Below are 18,068 nucleotides of genomic sequence, written 5' to 3'. Positions count from 1 at the left end.
GCATTTTCGTGGGATATTTTTCGAGTTTTTCCTACATAAAGCGAATTTTCTAATAGGCTATAGACCTATTCCAAAGGCATTTTATTTGGTGTCCCTGGTTTTCGCGGATATTTTGCAGGTGTCGATTTATCTTTTTTTATGACGATAATATTTCGTTCACTCTCTTCAAATGGCAAAGTGAACGAGTATACCTCTTGTATTTTACCACCAAGAATTTTTATGCCTTTTTGAGCAGCTTCTAATTCCTCTTTAGCATTAGCTGCTTTCATCGCAACAAATGCCCCTCCTATTTTGACTAAGGGAAGGCATAATTCATTAAGAACAGACATTCTTGCAACAGCTCTAGCAGTTACTATATCATATTTTTCTCTGTGCTCTTTATTTTTCGCAAAGGTTTCAGCACGATCATGATAAAAATAGGCTTGGTCCAGCTTTAGCTCTTTTGCAAGATGCTCTAAAAAGGAAATACGCTTTTGAAGAGAATCAACTATCGATATTTTTATTTCCGGAAAGCAAATTTTCAAAGGAATACTTGGAAATCCCGCTCCCGCTCCAACATCACAAATATGAAGCTGCTGATTGAAATCCACAAAAAAAGAAGCTGAGATGGAATCAAAAAAATGCTTTAAATATACATCCTCTTTTTGCGTTATAGCTGTCAAATTCATTTTTTCATTCCATTCAACTAATAGCTCAAAATAACGTTCAAATTGTTGAATTTGATTTGAGGAAAGGGCAATACCCTTCTCCTCTAATAACTGAACAAATTGCTCTACTTTCATCTATATATCATTCCTTATCCGTTATCTCCAGATACCTTGGCAATTCGCCCTTGTTCAATATAAACCAACAAAATGGATATATCAGATGGATTTACCCCAGATATTCTGGATGCTTGTGCGATGGATATTGGGCGAATCTTATTTAGTTTTTGACGTGCTTCGGTAGCAATACCATTAATATCGTCATAATCAATGTTCTCAGGTATTTTCTTATCCTCTAATTTCTTTAATCTATCTACTTGCTGCAACGACTTATCAATATAACCTTCATATTTTATTTGAATTTCTACTTGTTCCTCAACTTCTTTCATTAACTCTTTTTCTGAAGGAACTAGTATTTTTATATGCTGGTAATTCATTTCTGGGCGTTTTAATAGATCAGATGCACGTATTCCGTCTTTTAATTCACTGCCGCCTACCTCACGAATAATGCTTTGTGTTTGTTCATTTGGTTTAATAATAATAGAGCGAAGACGTTCTTTTTCTTCTTCAATTGCCTCTTTTTTCGCTATAAATTTATTATATCTTTCTTCTGAAATGAGGCCAATTTCATAGCCAATCTGAGTTAGACGCAAATCGGCATTATCATGGCGAAGCAATAACCGATATTCTGCTCGCGATGTTAATAAACGATACGGTTCATTCGTACCTTTTGTCACTAAATCATCTAATAACACTCCGATATAGGCATCTGACCTGCTTAAAATAATACCTTCTTTTCCTAATGCCTTTCTTGCAGCATTAATACCAGCCATTATTCCTTGACCAGCTGCTTCCTCATACCCTGAAGTACCATTAATCTGGCCAGCAGTAAAAAGGTTAGGAACAGCCTTTGTTTCTAATGTCGGCCATAATTGTGATGGCACAACTGCATCATACTCAATGGCATATCCCGCTCTCATCATTTGTGCATTTTCAAGCCCTGGAACAGTTCCTAAGATTTTATGTTGAACTTCCTCCGGTAAACTGGTTGACAAACCCTGAACGTATACTTCTTCTGTATTACGTCCTTCCGGTTCTAAGAATATTTGATGTCTTGGTTTATCACTAAAACGAACAACCTTATCTTCGATGGATGGACAATAGCGTGCACCAGTACCTTTCACCATTCCTGAAAACATTGGTGAGCGATGAAGATTCGCATCAATAATTTGATGTGTATGCTCATTTGTATAGGTTAGCCAGCATGGTAATTGATCAGTTATATATTTCGTCGTTTCATAACTGAAAGCACGAGGCTCATCGTCACCAGGCTGAATCTCTGTTTTACTATAATCAATCGTATGACTATTCACTCTTGGAGGTGTACCTGTCTTAAAACGAACAAGGTCAAATCCTAGCTTTTCTAGATTTTCCGATAATTTAATTGATGGCTGTTGGTTGTTTGGACCACTAGAATATTTCAGATCACCGATAATAATCTCACCACGGAGGAATGTTCCTGTAGTTAGCACGACAGTATTAGAACGATATATTGCACCTGTTTGCGTGATAACTCCTTTGCAATCGCCCTTTTCTACTACTAATTCTTCTACCATTCCTTGCATCAATGTTAAATTAGGCTCATTTTCCAGAGTCTTCTTCATTTCCTGTTGGTATTGATGTTTATCTGCCTGAGCCCGTAATGCTTGAACTGCTGGCCCTTTTCCTGTATTCAACATTCTCATTTGAATATAGGTTTTATCGATATTTCTACCCATTTCTCCGCCAAGTGCATCAATTTCCCTTACTACAACCCCTTTTGCAGGGCCGCCAATTGATGGATTACATGGCATATATGCAATCATATCAAGATTAATGGTAATCATTAATGTTTTGGCACCCATTCTAGCAGCTGCTAATCCAGCCTCGCAACCAGCATGTCCAGCGCCAACGACAATTACATCGAATTGTCCTGCTTCATATGGCATAATGATTTGCCTCCTTACAAATTTACTTCTATTTCCCTAGACAAAATTGTGAAAACAATTGATTAATTAAACCTTCCTGAACACTATCTCCAATTACTTCTCCAAGCAATTCCCATGTACGAGTTAAATCAATTTGGATAATATCGATTGGCGTTCCCATCTCAATTCCATTTATTACTTCTTTAATTGCTTGTAATGCCTGACTTATTAAAGCAATATGACGACTGTTAGATAAATAGGTTATATCCTGTGCTTCTATCGAACCTTGAAAATAAAGAGAAGCAATTGCTTCCTCTAATTGGTCCACACCCTTATCTTCCAACAATGAAGTGGTGACAATGTTATGATCCTTTGCAAGCTCTTTAACCCTATCCATATTTATTTTTTTCGGTAAGTCCGTCTTATTAATAATAACTATTACATCCATTCCCTTAATAGCTTCAAATAATTGCTCATCTTCTTTTGTCAGCTCATCGGCATAATTTAGTACAAGCAAAATTAAATCTGCTTCTTTTAATACCTTTCTGGATCGCTCTACACCAATTCTTTCTACAATATCTTCTGTTTCACGAATACCAGCCGTATCAATAAGACGCAATGGGACACCGCGCACATTTACGTATTCTTCAATTACGTCACGTGTAGTGCCTGGAATATCTGTGACAATAGCCTTATTTTCTTGAACAAAACTATTTAATAAGGATGACTTTCCCACGTTTGGCCTACCAATGATAACAGTAGAAATACCTTCACGCAATATTTTGCCCTGATGGGAAGTTTCTAGAAGCTTTGTCAGCTCCGTTCGTATATAGATTGCCTTTTCCTTTAATAATCTATGGGTCATTTCTTCTACATCATCATACTCCGGATAATCGATATTGACCTCAACATGTGCAACTACCTCTAAAATTTCTTGACGAAGCTTTTTGATTAACCGTGATAATCTTCCTTCCATTTGGCCAATCGCGACATTCATTGCTCGATCCGTTTTTGCTCTAATTAAATCAATAACCGCCTCTGCCTGCGATAAATCTATACGGCCATTTAAAAACGCTCTTTTTGTAAATTCACCTGGTTCCGCAAGCCTTGCACCAGAATTTAATATTAATTGTAGTACCCTATTTACTGAAACTAGTCCACCATGACAATTAATCTCGACTATATTTTCCCTAGTAAAGGTTTTAGGCGCCCGCATTACACTAACCATTACTTCTTCGATAATTTCATTTTTTTCTGAATCAAATATATGGCCGTAATGAATCGTATGAGAAGAGACATCCTTTAGCCTTTTTCCATGAACACCTCTAAATACTTTATCTGCAATGGTGATTGCATCATCACCACTTAAACGAACTATGGCAATCGCGCCTTCTCCCATAGGAGTTGATATAGCAGCAATTGTATCAAACTCCATCTAGCTTCACCTCATTTCACAAAAATTATTATCTATAATAAAAAGAAAGAGTAATAACTCACTTTTATCCACATTTAAAGAATTCAATGATTTCTATTTTAACTTATCCACATGTGAATAACAATAAATTAGGAAAAGCGAAAGAGACTTGCTTATCGGACTACGGATACGTAAAAATTAGGAATACAAATTTCACCTCCGTTGACTGCTCCTGAAATAAAACCAACCGTGGCCGGTAGTTTAAAAATTGATACTTCCCAATGAAAAAGAACCATTTTGAAGACATAGAAAAAACTCTAAGCTGACATGCAGCAAAGAGTTTTATTATTTTGGAGTGATAACCAAATAACGATTAGGTTCAATACCTTCTGAATGGGTTTCAATCCGATTATTATTTGCTAAGTGACTATGAATTATTTTTCTTTCAAAAGACGGCATCGGTTCTAATTTAACCAGGCTTTTCGTTCGCAGTGCTTTGTCTGAAAGTCTATCCGCTAATTGTATTAATGCCTGTTCCCGCCTTTCACGATAATCCTCAACATTTAACGTGATCGTAAAATAATGATTTGTGTATCGATTAGATACAAGCTGGGTTAGATACTGGAGTGCATTTAAGGTTTGTCCCCTTTTTCCAATAAGTAACGCCATTTTTTCACCAGAAAGTTTGAATTCAACTAATCTGCCATTTTGTACAATTTCTATTTCCAATTCAATTCCGAGTTCTTTTGTAACGTCTACCAAATATTTTTTTGCCTCTTCAATTGGATCTGGTTTAACTTGCACATGAACAACGGCCGGCCTTGAACCAAATAATCCGAACAATCCTTTTTTCCCTTCATCAATAACGCGGACATTTATGCGATCCTTTGTTGTGTTTAAATTTCTAAGAGCTGACTCGACTGCTTCTTCGACACTTTGTCCTTTAGCAGTTACTTCTTTCACCTTTTAGCTCCCCCCGATTTCCCTGTAATAGCTATTTCCTTTTTCATTTCAGGACCTTTAATAAAATATGTTTGAATTATCATAAATATATTTCCGACAATCCAATACAACGGTAATGCTGCTGGAAGATTCCAAGCTACTACGATAATCATTATTGGCATTACCCATAGCATAATCGCCATTTGCGGATTTTGACCTTGTGGACCGGACATCATAATCTTTTGTTGAATAAAGGTAGTAATGCCGGCAACAATAGCTAAAATATAATCATGTGAGCCTAAATCAAACCATAAAAATGAAGAATCCCTTATATCCGGTGTTCGATTAATCGCATGATAAAATCCATATAGAATAGGCATTTGTATGACTAAAGGCAAACATCCTGCAAGAGGATTAATATTGTATTTTTGATATAACTTCATCATTTCCTGCTGCAGCTGTTGCTGTGTTTTAGCATCCTTCGAGCTGTACTTCTTTCGTAATTCCAACATTTCCGGCTGAAGAATTTGCATTGCTTTCGTGCTTTTTGTTTGTTTAATCATTAGAGGCAAGATAACAAGGCGAATTAGAATAGTAACAACGATGATGGATATTCCAAAGCTATTTCCAAAGATTTGTGCAACTTTAATAATTAATAAGGATAATGGATAAACAATAAATTCATTCCAAACCCCTTTGCTTTCCGGTGTAATATCCTTATTAAATTCTGTGCACCCGGCTAATACAGAAATCAATACAATGAGTAAAACTACTAGGCCTATTTTTTTCTTCAATCCAATATTTCCTCCCTATTTCCCTTAAAATAATCCTTCTTTAGAATTTTTGCTATTTTTAGTACATGCTCCAAGCTCTTTTTTACTTGATGGAAATTCATTTCGGCCGCTGGTTTCCTAGCGATGATTACATAGTCATATTCCCTATCAATATAGGAATACATTTCATGAAATGCCTGGCGAATGTATCGTTTAATTTCGTTTCTTTTTACTGCCTTCCCAATTTTTTTACTAACAGATAAACCAATTCGAAAGTTTTTCTGGTTTTCCTTCTTTAATAAATAAACAACAAATTGTCTATTCGCATAAGATTTTCCATTATTAAACACATTTTGAAATTCGGTATTTTTCTTAATACGATGCGCTTTATTCATTATGATCACCTGCTTTTCAAAGCAAATTGACTGATTCGTCTTGTCTAGCAAAAGTGGCCATCGACTAGTGCCCTTTCGGGAATGCTCTTTATAAGTGAAATTGGCACTTCAAATTTCAATAGGACATCGTCGATGAACAAGGCACTTCCGCTTTTCTAATTTTATTTAAAAAAAAACCACTGAGACGTTTCAGTGGTCTTAAGCTGATAATACTTTTCTTCCTTTACGACGACGGCTAGCTAAGACTTTACGTCCATTCTTTGAGCTCATTCGTGCACGGAATCCGTGAACTTTGCTTCTTTTACGTGTGTTTGGTTGATAAGTTCTTTTCATTTCTATGACACCTCCTTCGAGGATAACAATTATTTCAGTTAAGGCTCTTTTCTTAAACTTTGTTGCTTTTGTAAACGAAAATCTTATAGACATCGTATATAGGTAATAATAATTTTTCTCTATGAAAAGATGCCCGAACTATGTCTGTATTAGATTTTAAAACAAATGACGAAAAGCAACAACTTTTATAAAAACAGCCTAAGTAAAAGACAGTCCTTTCAATTATAAAGATGAACTAGAGAACTTGTCAACTCGAGAATATACTTACCAAAATTTATCTTAAAGCTGCGCAAAATAAATAATGTGGATAAATTTTTCGACATTTTCCATTATCCACAACATTTATTGACAAGTTTTGAACAAATTATTTACTTGTTAATTACTTTTTTCCACATAGACTTAGTCTTGTGGATAATTTACAAATATCATTGCGCCTTCAATCATTATTTGATATGATAAATGTGTTTTCACTCTGAATATATCTATTTTCATAATGTATTTATCCACAGATGTGAATAACTTGTGGATAGTTTATATACAACGCTTGAATAAAATTGTCCACAAACAGTGAATAATGTCGAAATCTGCTTTTCTTTCCTTATTATATGTTTTTCCACATGAATACTAATGTATATTTATTAATCTATTATTTTTTTGCATAACAATGTTACACAAGGATATAAAGAAAAATAGATTTACTGCTCTGACAAACTTTTCAAGCTTTGTAATTGCACAAATAATGGTTAAAGGAGGGTATGGTATTGGAAAATATAACTGATCTTTGGAACAAAGCCCTATCTATAATAGAAAAAAAGATCAGTAAGCCCAGCTTTGAAACGTGGCTAAAGTCAACTAAAGCTCATTCATTAAAAGGCGATACATTTATCGTCTCCGTACCAAATGACTTTGCAAGAGACTGGCTTGAAGGAAGATATGTTCAGCTTATTTCAGGTGTCCTTTATGACATCACAGGCGAAGAGCTTTCTGTGAAATTTATCATTCCACAAAACCAGGAGGATCAGGATTTACAAATACCTGTTTCTAAGCAAAAAAAGTTAAATAATGATGAGCCTGCTGAACTGAATCAAAATATGCTGAATCCAAAATATACATTCGATACCTTTGTTATTGGCTCTGGAAATCGCTTTGCTCACGCGGCTTCATTAGCTGTAGCTGAAGCACCGGCAAAAGCATATAATCCATTCTTTATTTATGGAGGAGTAGGATTAGGAAAGACCCACTTAATGCATGCAATTGGTCATTATGTAATTGAACATAATCCAACAGCAAAGGTTGTATATCTTTCATCGGAAAAATTCACAAATGAATTTATTAACTCTATCCGGGATAATAAAGCCGAATATTTTCGAAATAAATATCGAAATGTCGACATTCTTCTAATAGATGATATTCAATTCCTAGCAGGAAAAGAATCAACTCAAGAGGAATTTTTCCATACATTTAATGCATTACATGAAGAAAGCAAGCAAATTGTAATTTCCAGTGATAGACCACCGAAGGAAATTCCTACATTAGAGGATCGCCTGCGCTCACGGTTCGAGTGGGGATTAATAACAGATATAACTCCGCCTGATTTAGAAACAAGAATTGCCATTCTTCGCAAAAAAGCTAAGGCTGATGGACTGGATATCCCAAATGAAGTAATGTTATATATTGCAAATCAAATTGATTCCAACATTCGCGAGTTGGAGGGGGCATTAATTCGAGTTGTTGCTTACTCCTCATTAATTAATAAGGATATTAATGCAGATTTAGCGGCAGAGGCGTTAAAGGACATTATTCCAAGCTCCAAGCCAAAAGTTATTACCATTCTAGATATTCAAAAGAAGGTTGGCGAGCAATACAATGTGAAGCTTGAGGATTTCAAGGCGAAAAAACGTACGCAATCTGTAGCATTTCCACGACAAATTGCAATGTTTCTTGCCAGGGAGCTAACTGATTTTTCTCTTCCTAAAATAGGAGAGGAATTTGGTGGTCGTGACCATACAACTGTAATCCATGCACATGAAAAAATATCAAAAATGATTCAAAGTGATGCACAATTACAGAAAAAAATTGAGGAAATTCGGAGTATCCTTAAAAGCTAAATATTTTTATTAGGGGATATTGTGAATAACATGCTTATACCTATACACAGTCTATCCACATGTGGATAGACTGTATTTCCTTTACTATTTTGAGTTATCCACAAATTCACAACGCCTATTACTATTACTACGATTTTTTAAAAGAAATATTAATATTAACCGGGGGCTAAATCATGAAATTTTCCATTCAGCGTGAACGTTTAATTCAAAGCGTTCAAGATGTAATGAAAGCAATTAGTACAAGAACTACCATACCTATTCTGACAGGAATAAAAATGGTTGCATCAAGCGAAGGTGTAACATTAACAGGAAGTGATTCAGATGTATCCATTGAATCCTTCATTCCTAAGGAAGAAGATGGTGATGAACTAGTAGAGATCCATTCTACTGGTGGAATTGTGCTACAAGCAAAGTTTTTTGGAGAAATTGTTAAAAAGTTACCGATGGATACCGTTGAAATTGAAGTAATTAACCAATTTCAAACAGTAATTAGATCAGGTAAGGCAGAATTTAACTTAAATGGTTTGGATCCAGAAGAATATCCACATTTACCGCAGATCTCAGAAGAAAACATTATTAGAATCCCTACGGATATATTAAAAAATGTTATAAGACAAACAGTCTTTGCAGTGTCCGCTTCCGAAACACGACCAATTTTAACAGGTGTAAACTGGCAGCTGGAAATGAACAAATTATCATGTATTGCTACAGATAGTCATCGATTGGCAAAAAGAACTGCAGAAATTGAAATCACTGGTGATTCTCAATACAATATCGTAATACCTGGGAAAAGCTTAAATGAATTAAGTAAAATATTAGATGATACAAATGAACCAGTGGAAATAGTCATTACTCAGAATCAAATATTATTTAAAGCAAAGCATCTTTTATTCTTTTCCAGATTATTAGAAGGAAATTATCCAGATACTTCTCGCCTTATTCCTAATGAAAGCAAAACAGAGCTCATTATTAATACAAAGGACTTTTTACAGGCAATCGACCGTGCATCATTACTGGCCAAAGAGGGACGTAATCCAAATGTAGTTAAACTTTCCACACTATCTTCCGGTGTTATTGAAATATCATCCAATACTCCAGAGGTTGGGAAAGTAATTGAGCAGGTGCAAAGCCATTCTGTTGAGGGTGAGGATCTAAAAATTTCTTTTAGTGCAAAATATATGATGGATGCTCTTAAAGCACTAGAAGGTCTAGAAATTAAAATTAATTTTACTGGTGCAATGAGACCATTTATTATTCATCCAATGAATGATGAATCGATTATTCAACTTATCTTGCCAGTAAGAACGTATTAAGAAAATAGATAAATCGGTGTTTATTTAATACACCGATTTATTTTTTTACCAAAAAATTGTCTGCAGGTAATAGGAAAAGTCCTAAGCTAAAAAAGTTATTAACATGTGGATAACGAATAGCGTTAAAAACATAAGAGTCCCCTCTTCTTTGAAAGATACTTTGTATTCATTGAAAATATTTAGTAAAATTATATATTAGATACAAAAAAAAGAGGATGCTGAAGATATTGGATAAAAATGTAAAGATTGAAACCGAGTATATTACTTTAGGTCAATTTCTAAAATTGGCTGATGTTATTCAGAGCGGTGGCATGGCAAAGTGGTTTTTGAGTGAATATGAGGTCTATATAAATGGGGCACTTGACCAAAGAAGAGGGAAAAAGCTTGTTGCGGGTGACAAAGTAGATATACCTGGAATTGGCCAGTTTGTTGTAACTAATTAACTACTGGAGTAATTTAGGTCTGTCTTGGAGTAAAGGATGTAACGAAATGTATATTGAAGAGCTGGATTTAATTAATTACCGCAACTATGAAAAGCTATCCATTTCATTTGAAAATAAAGTGAATGTTATTCTTGGGGAAAATGCACAGGGTAAAACAAATGTGATGGAATCCCTCTATGTTTTAGCAATGGCAAAGTCTCACCGTACAACAAATGATAAAGATTTGATACGTTGGGATAAAGAATATGCTAAAATAAATGGGAGGATAAAAAAAGGAAGCGGTTCTTTCCCCTTAGAATTAATAATATCTAAAAAAGGAAAAAAGGCTAAATTTAATCATATTGAACAACGAAAGCTAAGCCAATATATAGGAAATATGAATGTCGTCATGTTTGCTCCCGAAGACTTAAATCTCGTTAAAGGGAGTCCACAAGTAAGGCGACGTTTTATTGATATGGAGTTAGGGCAAGTTTCCCCTGTTTATTTACATGATATTGGTCAATATCAAAAAATCTTGCAGCAACGGAATCATTATTTGAAGCAGCTTCAAGTTAAGAAACAAAAGGATGAAACTATTTTAGATGTTTTGACAGATCAATTCATTCAAAGTGCAGTAAAAATCAATATGAAAAGATTTGATTTTATTAAAATGCTGCAAGAATGGGCAAGTCCTATCCATAAAGGAATATCAAGAGGGCTTGAATCCTTAAAAATAGTATATAAACCCTCGTTAGATGTATCAGAAGAACTGGATTCGTCAAACATGATAAAGATATATGAGGAGAAATTTGCCTCCATTCGAAACAGGGAAATCGAACGTGGTGTAACTTTGGTAGGGCCTCACAGGGATGATATGGCTTTCAATGTAAATGACCGTGATGTTCAAACTTTTGGCTCACAAGGTCAGCAACGCACTACTGCCTTATCTTTGAAATTGGCTGAAATAGAGCTAATTCATTCTGAAATTGGTGAGTATCCCATTCTGCTTCTAGATGATGTTTTGTCAGAATTAGATGATTATCGTCAGTCCCATTTGTTAAACACAATTCAAGGTAAGGTTCAGACATTTGTTACAACGACTAGTATCGAAGGAATTGATCACCAAACGTTAAAAGAAGCATCCACCTTTATTGTTTCAGGAGGATGCATTTCCCGCGGAAAATGAGGTGGAAACGTGTATGTTCATGTAGGTGAAGATGTATTGGTACAAAGTAATGATATTATTGCAATTCTCGACAAAGGATCCGTTCACGATTCACCAATTATGCTGGAATTTTTCCAGATAAGAAACCATGAGATAATCAATTTATCAAAGGGAGAATATAAATCAATAATCATTACCAAACATCAAGTTTATCTCTCACCATTAGCCTCAAATACGCTTAATAAAAGAACAAAATACGGAAGTCAGCAGATTTCTTTTAAATAATTGTATTATTCTTAAAGTCACTTTTCTTAACCATGTTACTAAAATTAATTGAATCTTTATAAACGTCCTTATCGCTATGCGAAAACAGCCTTTTTATACCTTGTACGGATTCGATTTTTTTATTCATGCTTTCAAGAATTTATTTATTAGGAAGTGTAGGTGAATTTCATTGCCAATGGAACAAGAACAATTACAAAATCAGTCATATGATGAAAATCAGATTCAGGTTCTTGAAGGACTTGAGGCGGTTAGAAAACGCCCGGGAATGTATATTGGCTCTACAAGTTCAAGAGGACTTCATCATCTTGTTTGGGAAATTGTAGATAACAGTATTGATGAGGCCTTGGCAGGCTTTTGCGATCAAATAGATGTCATTATTGAAAAAGATAATAGCATCAAAGTTATAGATAACGGACGCGGTATTCCTGTTGGGATTCATGAAAAAATGGGCCGTCCAGCAGTAGAGGTTATCCATACTGTTCTCCATGCGGGCGGTAAATTTGGCGGTGGTGGATATAAGGTTTCCGGAGGATTACATGGGGTAGGGGCATCAGTAGTTAATGCTCTTTCTAGTGAGTTTGAGGTATTCGTCCATCGTGATGGCAAAATTCATTATCAAAAATACGAACGAGGTGTACCGTGTTTCGATTTGAAAGTGATTGGAGACACCGATAAAACAGGTACAACAACTCGTTTTAAACCAGATTCTGAAATTTTTACGGAAACCACCGTATATGAATATGATATATTGGCAACTCGGATTCGGGAACTTGCCTTTTTAAATCGAGGAATCAAAATTACCATTGAAGATCAACGGGAAGAGCCTAAAAAAAATGAATATCATTACGAAGGCGGAATTAAATCTTACGTTGAGCATTTAAACCGCACGAAAGAAGTTTTACACGAAGAGCCAATTTATGTTGATGGTGAAAAAGAAGGAATTGTAGTAGAAGTTTCCTTGCAATACAATGATGGATTTACGAGCAATATATACTCCTTCACCAATAATATTCATACCTATGAGGGCGGTACTCATGAATTCGGATTTAAGACCGCTTTAACACGGGTAATTAATGATTATGCTAGAAAGAACGGATTAATTAAAGACAACGATTCCAATCTTTCTGGGGAAGATGTCCGTGAAGGGCTAACCGCAATTGTTTCTATCAAACATCCGGACCCGCAATTTGAAGGTCAAACGAAAACTAAGCTAGGTAATTCCGAGGCGAGAACAATTACAGATGCTGTTTTCTCGGAGCACTTTGAGAAATTCATGTTGGAAAATCCTGCAGTCGCAAAGAAAATTGTTGAAAAAGGATTAATGGCTGCCCGTGCTCGCTTGGCAGCTAAGAAAGCTCGTGAACTTACACGCCGTAAAAGTGCGTTAGAGGTTTCCAGTCTACCTGGTAAATTAGCAGATTGTTCATCTAAAGATCCTCAAATAAGTGAATTATTTATTGTAGAGGGAGATTCTGCAGGTGGATCTGCAAAACAAGGCAGGGACAGACATTTTCAAGCAATTTTGCCACTTAGGGGTAAAATTCTTAATGTTGAAAAGGCTCGCTTGGATAAAATACTCACCAATAATGAAATTCGAACTATTATAACAGCGCTTGGTACAGGAATCAGCGATGATTTTGAAATTTCAAAAGCTCGTTATCATAAAGTTGTTATTATGACGGATGCCGATGTAGATGGGGCACATATTAGAACATTGCTGCTTACCTTCTTTTACCGTTATATGAGACAAATTGTTGAAGCTGGATATGTATATATTGCCCAACCACCTCTTTATAAAATTTCACAAGGGAAAAAGGTTGACTATGTATACAGCGATCGCGAATTAGAGGAAGCTCTAAACAATATGCCACAGCAGCCAAAACCAGGGATTCAACGATATAAAGGTCTCGGAGAAATGAATCCGGAACAGCTTTGGGAGACAACAATGGATCCTGCTAATCGTACATTGCTTCAAGTAAATCTAGATGATGCAATCGAAGCGGATGAAACATTTGAAATGCTTATGGGCGATAAAGTAGAACCACGTCGTAATTTCATTGAAGAAAATGCTGTTTATGTTAAGAATCTAGATATTTAATGTGATTTCAAAAGCAATCAGTTATCGCTGGTTGCTTGCTTCTCTTAAAAGGAGGTTGTCAGAATGGCTGAAACGCCGAATCAAAGTATTAAAGAAGTAAATTTAAGCAAGGAAATGCGTACTTCCTTCCTTGATTATGCAATGAGTGTTATCGTTTCTCGTGCACTACCAGACGTACGGGATGGTTTAAAGCCTGTTCACCGTAGAATACTTTATGCAATGAACGATTTGGGAATGACTTCGGATAAAGCATATAAAAAGTCCGCCCGTATCGTTGGGGAGGTAATCGGTAAGTATCACCCCCATGGAGATTCAGCTGTCTATGAAACAATGGTACGTATGGCACAGGATTTTAGCTATCGCTATATGCTTGTAGATGGACATGGAAACTTTGGTTCTGTGGATGGAGATTCTGCAGCTGCTATGCGTTATACGGAAGCACGTATGTCAAAAATATCGATGGAAATGCTTCGTGATATAAATAAAGATACGATAGATTATCAAGATAACTATGATGGTTCTGAAAAAGAACCTGTAGTTTTACCATCGAGATTTCCTAATTTATTAGTAAATGGTACCTCGGGAATCGCGGTCGGGATGGCAACGAATATTCCCCCACATCAACTCGGTGAAGTAATTGATGGAGTTCTTGCTTTAAGTAAGGAACCAGACATAACACTTCAAGAATTAATGGAGTATATTCCAGGTCCAGATTTTCCTACCGCGGGATTAATTGTCGGAAGAAGTGGAATACGTAGAGCCTATGAAACAGGAAAAGGTTCCATTACCTTAAGAGCTCGTGTGGAAATTGAGCAAAAGGCAAATGGAAAAGAAATGATTATTATTAAGGAAATTCCTTATCAAGTAAATAAAGCGAAGTTAGTAGAAAGAATTGCTGAGTTAGTAAGAGATAAAAAGATTGACGGGATTACAGACTTACGCGATGAATCTGACCGCACTGGTATGAGGGTTGTCATCGAAGTTCGCAGAGATGCAAACGCAAATGTACTGCTTAATAATTTATATAAGCATACTGCTTTACAAACTACTTTTGGTATTAATATCTTAGCCCTAGTAAATGGACAACCAAAGGTATTAAATCTAAAGCAATGCTTATACCATTACTTAGAGCATCAAAAAGTTATTATTCGCCGCAGAACGGAGTTCGAATTAAGAAAAGCGGAAGCTCGTGCCCATATTTTGGAGGGATTAAGAATTGCATTAGATCATATAGATGCAATTATTAGCTTAATTCGCTCATCTCAAACAACGGATATTGCTAGAACTGGCTTGATGGAACAATTTTCTTTATCTGAGAAGCAAGCTCAGGCTATTCTTGATATGCGTCTTCAAAGATTAACAGGTTTGGAAAGAGAAAAAATTGAAGAAGAGTATCAAGAATTAATTAAATTAATTGCTGAATTAAAGGCAATTTTAGCGGATGAAGAAAAGGTTCTGCATATCATTCGCGAGGAATTGCTAGAAATTAAAGAACGCTTTAACGATACCCGAAGAACAGAAATTGTTTCAGGTGGACTTGAACATATTGAGGATGAAGATTTAATTCCACAAGAAAATATCGTGGTAACCTTGACTCATAATGGATACATTAAGCGCCTGCCAATTTCAACTTATCGCAGCCAAAAACGTGGGGGACGAGGAGTCCAAGGAATGGGAACAAATGAAGATGATTTTGTAGAGCATCTTTTAACCACTTCCACGCATGATACTATATTATTCTTTACCAACAAGGGGAAAGTATATAGGGCAAAGGGTTATGAAATACCTGAATATAGCCGTACTGCGAAAGGCCTGCCAATTATAAACTTATTAGGAATTGAAAAAGATGAATGGATTAATACCATTATCCGAGTGGAAGAATTCGTAGAAGACTCTTTCTTGTTCTTTACAACGAAAAAGGGAATATCAAAGCGTACACCACTATCTGAATTCGCTAATATTAGGACAAACGGGCTAATTTCTATTCATTTAAGAGAAGAAGACGAATTGATTTCTGTTAAGCTTACAGATGGGAATAAGGATATCATCATTGGAACAAAAAATGGTATGCTTATACGTTTTCCTGAAACAGATGTAAGATCAATGGGAAGAACAGCAACTGGTGTAAAAGGGATTACCCTTTCAAATAATGATGATGTAGTTGGAATGGAAATACTTGATGAGAACAATGAAGTTTTAATAGTAACTATCAATGGCTATGGAAAACGCACTCCTGCTGCAGAATATCGTCTTCAAAGCCGTGGCGGAAAAGGGATTAAAACATGTAATATTACAGAGAAAAATGGATCCCTAATTGCTGTTAAAACAGTGACTGGTGAAGAGGACTTAATGTTAATCACTGGCGGTGGAGTATTAATTAGAATGGCTGTGAGCGATATTTCACTACTCGGCAGAAATACACAAGGTGTTAAGTTAATAAAACTTGCAGAAGATGAGTATGTTGCGACGGTTGCAAAAGTAGAAAAGGATTCCGAGGAAGAAACAGTTGATCTTGAAGAAGATCAGGATGAAAATATTAATGAATAATTTTAAAGAGACATCGTTTTGATGTCTTTTTTTTGGTAAAATATATAAAAAGGAAACTGCTTTGACACTTACACTGGGGTGAAGGTATGAAAATTAGGGTGGGAAATCTTAAAGAGGGTTGTATTTTAGAAGATGATGTTATGGGAATGACAGGCTCTCCTATTATTCCTAAAAACACTATTATTGATAAAAGTTATATTAAAGTTTTAAAAGCTTTTAATATAGACGAAGTTAGTATTGAAAATAAAATGGCGGATGGAAGCTTCTTAAAGGTAGAAGGCAATGAGCAAAATATACCGAAGGAAGTAAAAGTTGATAATAAATTGGAGACCTCATCATTTGAAAAGCAATATAACAATGCAGTTCAAAGGTATAAATCAGATTTTAAAAATTGGCAATCGGGAGCAATGATCAATATTGCGAGTGTTAGAGATTATTTATACCCGTTACTCGAGAGTATAGAAGACGGTAGTAAGCAGCTTCTTTCTATTCATAACTATTCCAATAAAGATGAATACATATATCACCATTCAATTGCAGTAGGTCTTTTAAGTAGCTTGATAGCTAAAAAAATGAATTATTCCAAGGGACAATATTTACAGGCAGCATTGGCAGGATGTTTAGCGAACGTAGGGATGTCAAAGGTGTCTCCGAACATAATAAAAAAAGAAGGAAGCCTCGTTTTAGGGGAAATGAACGAAGTCCAAGAACATGTTGGCCAAAGTCTTAAAATGATTCAAAATATCTCGCTGCTCAAGCCTGAAACAAAGCTAGCAATTTTCCAACATCATGAGCGGTTGGATGGTTCCGGCTATCCGATGAAGTTGAAAGGGGACAAAATCTACCCTCTTTCAAGAATAGTTTCGGTTGCTGATGTATTTCATGCATTGATAAGCGACCGTCCTTACCATAAAAAGGTTTCTGCTTTTCAAGCAATTGAAATTTTAAACTCGGACTGTTTTGGTCAATTTGATATATCTGTGATCAATATTTTACTTAATATGATTTCAACTAATTTAGTCATAGGAACTAAAATAAAATTATCTAATAATGAAATAGCAGAAATAATGTTTACGAAACAATCAGCATTAACTAGACCATTAGTAAAAATTGTGGATAATGGTGAAATTGTAGATTTAGAAAAAGCTAGAGACTTAAGTATCAAGGAGATTATTTAGACATCTCCTTTCGATGCTTTTATAGGAAGGGAAAATATTAGCTTGGATTTAAATATTACCTTATAAAAAAGTATTGCATTCGTTTAGAAATTTTAGTAGAATAATACTCGTTGGTTTAAAAATGATTTAACTAATCAATGTAAATATAGTCTTTATTATAATAAAAGTGGTTGACAAAACATTTAACACATGGTATTATATTAGAGTCGTTAAAAACAATTGATCTTTGAAAACTAAACAGAACAAAACGTCAATGTTTTAAATTTTTTATGAGCTAATCAAACACTTTTTTGGAGAGTTTGATCCTGGCTCAGGACGAACGCTGGCGGCGTGCCTAATACATGCAAGTCGAGCGAATCAGATGGGAGCTTGCTCCCTGATGATTAGCGGCGGACGGGTGAGTAACACGTGGGTAACCTGCCTG

At 35.4% G+C, this 18,068-nt stretch carries 15 protein-coding genes; 8 read left to right on the top strand and 7 right to left on the bottom strand.

Going from position 1 to position 18,068, the window contains the following annotated elements:
- Positions 1–65 precede the first annotated feature (65 nt).
- The 7 genes from rsmG to rpmH all read right to left on the bottom strand — a co-directional run bounded on the left by rsmG (position 66) and on the right by rpmH (position 6,528).
- Complete coding sequence (gene rsmG / locus KHA87_RS18200) at positions 66–782, bottom strand: 16S rRNA (guanine(527)-N(7))-methyltransferase RsmG (RefSeq protein ID WP_213095614.1); 717 nt, start codon at positions 780–782, stop codon at positions 66–68.
- Positions 783–796: 14 nt separating this feature from the next.
- A complete protein-coding gene (gene mnmG, locus KHA87_RS18195; RefSeq protein ID WP_213095613.1) occupies positions 797–2,692 on the bottom strand; it encodes a tRNA uridine-5-carboxymethylaminomethyl(34) synthesis enzyme MnmG in 1,896 nt (631 codons plus the stop codon).
- 28 nt (positions 2,693–2,720) lie between these two features.
- On the bottom strand, positions 2,721–4,106 hold the full coding sequence (gene mnmE, locus KHA87_RS18190) for a tRNA uridine-5-carboxymethylaminomethyl(34) synthesis GTPase MnmE (RefSeq protein WP_213095612.1): 1,386 nt from the start codon (positions 4,104–4,106) through the stop codon (positions 2,721–2,723).
- Positions 4,107–4,430: 324 nt separating this feature from the next.
- A complete protein-coding gene (jag, locus tag KHA87_RS18185) occupies positions 4,431–5,048 on the bottom strand; it encodes an RNA-binding cell elongation regulator Jag/EloR (protein WP_213095611.1) in 618 nt (205 codons plus the stop codon).
- Positions 5,045–5,821, bottom strand: coding sequence for a YidC family membrane integrase SpoIIIJ (gene spoIIIJ, locus KHA87_RS18180; protein WP_213095610.1), 777 nt, complete (start codon positions 5,819–5,821; stop codon positions 5,045–5,047). Before spoIIIJ ends, jag begins: the two co-directional genes overlap by 4 nt.
- On the bottom strand, positions 5,818–6,195 hold the full coding sequence (gene rnpA / locus KHA87_RS18175; protein WP_213095609.1) for a ribonuclease P protein component: 378 nt from the start codon (positions 6,193–6,195) through the stop codon (positions 5,818–5,820). The genes spoIIIJ and rnpA overlap by 4 nt, the downstream gene beginning before the upstream one ends.
- A gap of 198 nt (positions 6,196–6,393) precedes the next feature.
- Positions 6,394–6,528: a 50S ribosomal protein L34 gene (gene rpmH / locus KHA87_RS18170; RefSeq protein WP_213095608.1), complete on the bottom strand. Its 135-nt coding sequence runs from the start codon at positions 6,526–6,528 to the stop codon at positions 6,394–6,396.
- A gap of 761 nt (positions 6,529–7,289) precedes the next feature.
- Here rpmH and dnaA point away from each other — a divergent pair.
- The 8 genes from dnaA (at position 7,290) to KHA87_RS18130 (ending at position 17,644) form a co-directional block, all read left to right on the top strand.
- Positions 7,290–8,636, top strand: a complete 1,347-nt coding sequence (gene dnaA, locus KHA87_RS18165) for a chromosomal replication initiator protein DnaA (protein ID WP_213095607.1) — start codon at positions 7,290–7,292, stop codon at positions 8,634–8,636.
- Positions 8,637–8,809: 173 nt separating this feature from the next.
- Complete coding sequence (gene dnaN, locus KHA87_RS18160; protein ID WP_213095606.1) at positions 8,810–9,949, top strand: DNA polymerase III subunit beta; 1,140 nt, start codon at positions 8,810–8,812, stop codon at positions 9,947–9,949.
- 227 nt (positions 9,950–10,176) lie between these two features.
- The gene (yaaA, locus tag KHA87_RS18155; protein ID WP_213095605.1) at positions 10,177–10,392 is read left to right on the top strand and encodes a S4 domain-containing protein YaaA; all 216 of its coding nucleotides are present in this window, start codon (positions 10,177–10,179) and stop codon (positions 10,390–10,392) included.
- Between the two features lie 46 nt (positions 10,393–10,438).
- The gene (recF, locus tag KHA87_RS18150) at positions 10,439–11,557 is read left to right on the top strand and encodes a DNA replication/repair protein RecF (protein ID WP_213095604.1); all 1,119 of its coding nucleotides are present in this window, start codon (positions 10,439–10,441) and stop codon (positions 11,555–11,557) included.
- Between the two features lie 9 nt (positions 11,558–11,566).
- A complete protein-coding gene (remB, locus tag KHA87_RS18145; RefSeq protein ID WP_213095603.1) occupies positions 11,567–11,821 on the top strand; it encodes an extracellular matrix regulator RemB in 255 nt (84 codons plus the stop codon).
- A gap of 175 nt (positions 11,822–11,996) precedes the next feature.
- Positions 11,997–13,919: a DNA topoisomerase (ATP-hydrolyzing) subunit B gene (gene gyrB / locus KHA87_RS18140; RefSeq protein WP_213095900.1), complete on the top strand. Its 1,923-nt coding sequence runs from the start codon at positions 11,997–11,999 to the stop codon at positions 13,917–13,919.
- Positions 13,920–13,982: 63 nt separating this feature from the next.
- On the top strand, positions 13,983–16,466 hold the full coding sequence (gene gyrA, locus KHA87_RS18135; protein ID WP_213095602.1) for a DNA gyrase subunit A: 2,484 nt from the start codon (positions 13,983–13,985) through the stop codon (positions 16,464–16,466).
- Positions 16,467–16,552: 86 nt separating this feature from the next.
- On the top strand, positions 16,553–17,644 hold the full coding sequence (locus KHA87_RS18130; RefSeq protein ID WP_213095601.1) for an HD-GYP domain-containing protein: 1,092 nt from the start codon (positions 16,553–16,555) through the stop codon (positions 17,642–17,644).
- Positions 17,645–18,068 lie beyond the last annotated feature (424 nt).

The sequence above is a fragment of the Bacillus sp. FJAT-49736 genome, assembly GCF_018343615.1.
GTDB lineage: Bacteria > Bacillota > Bacilli > Bacillales > Bacillaceae_C > Margalitia.
This window is presented reverse-complemented; position numbering and strand designations above follow the sequence as displayed.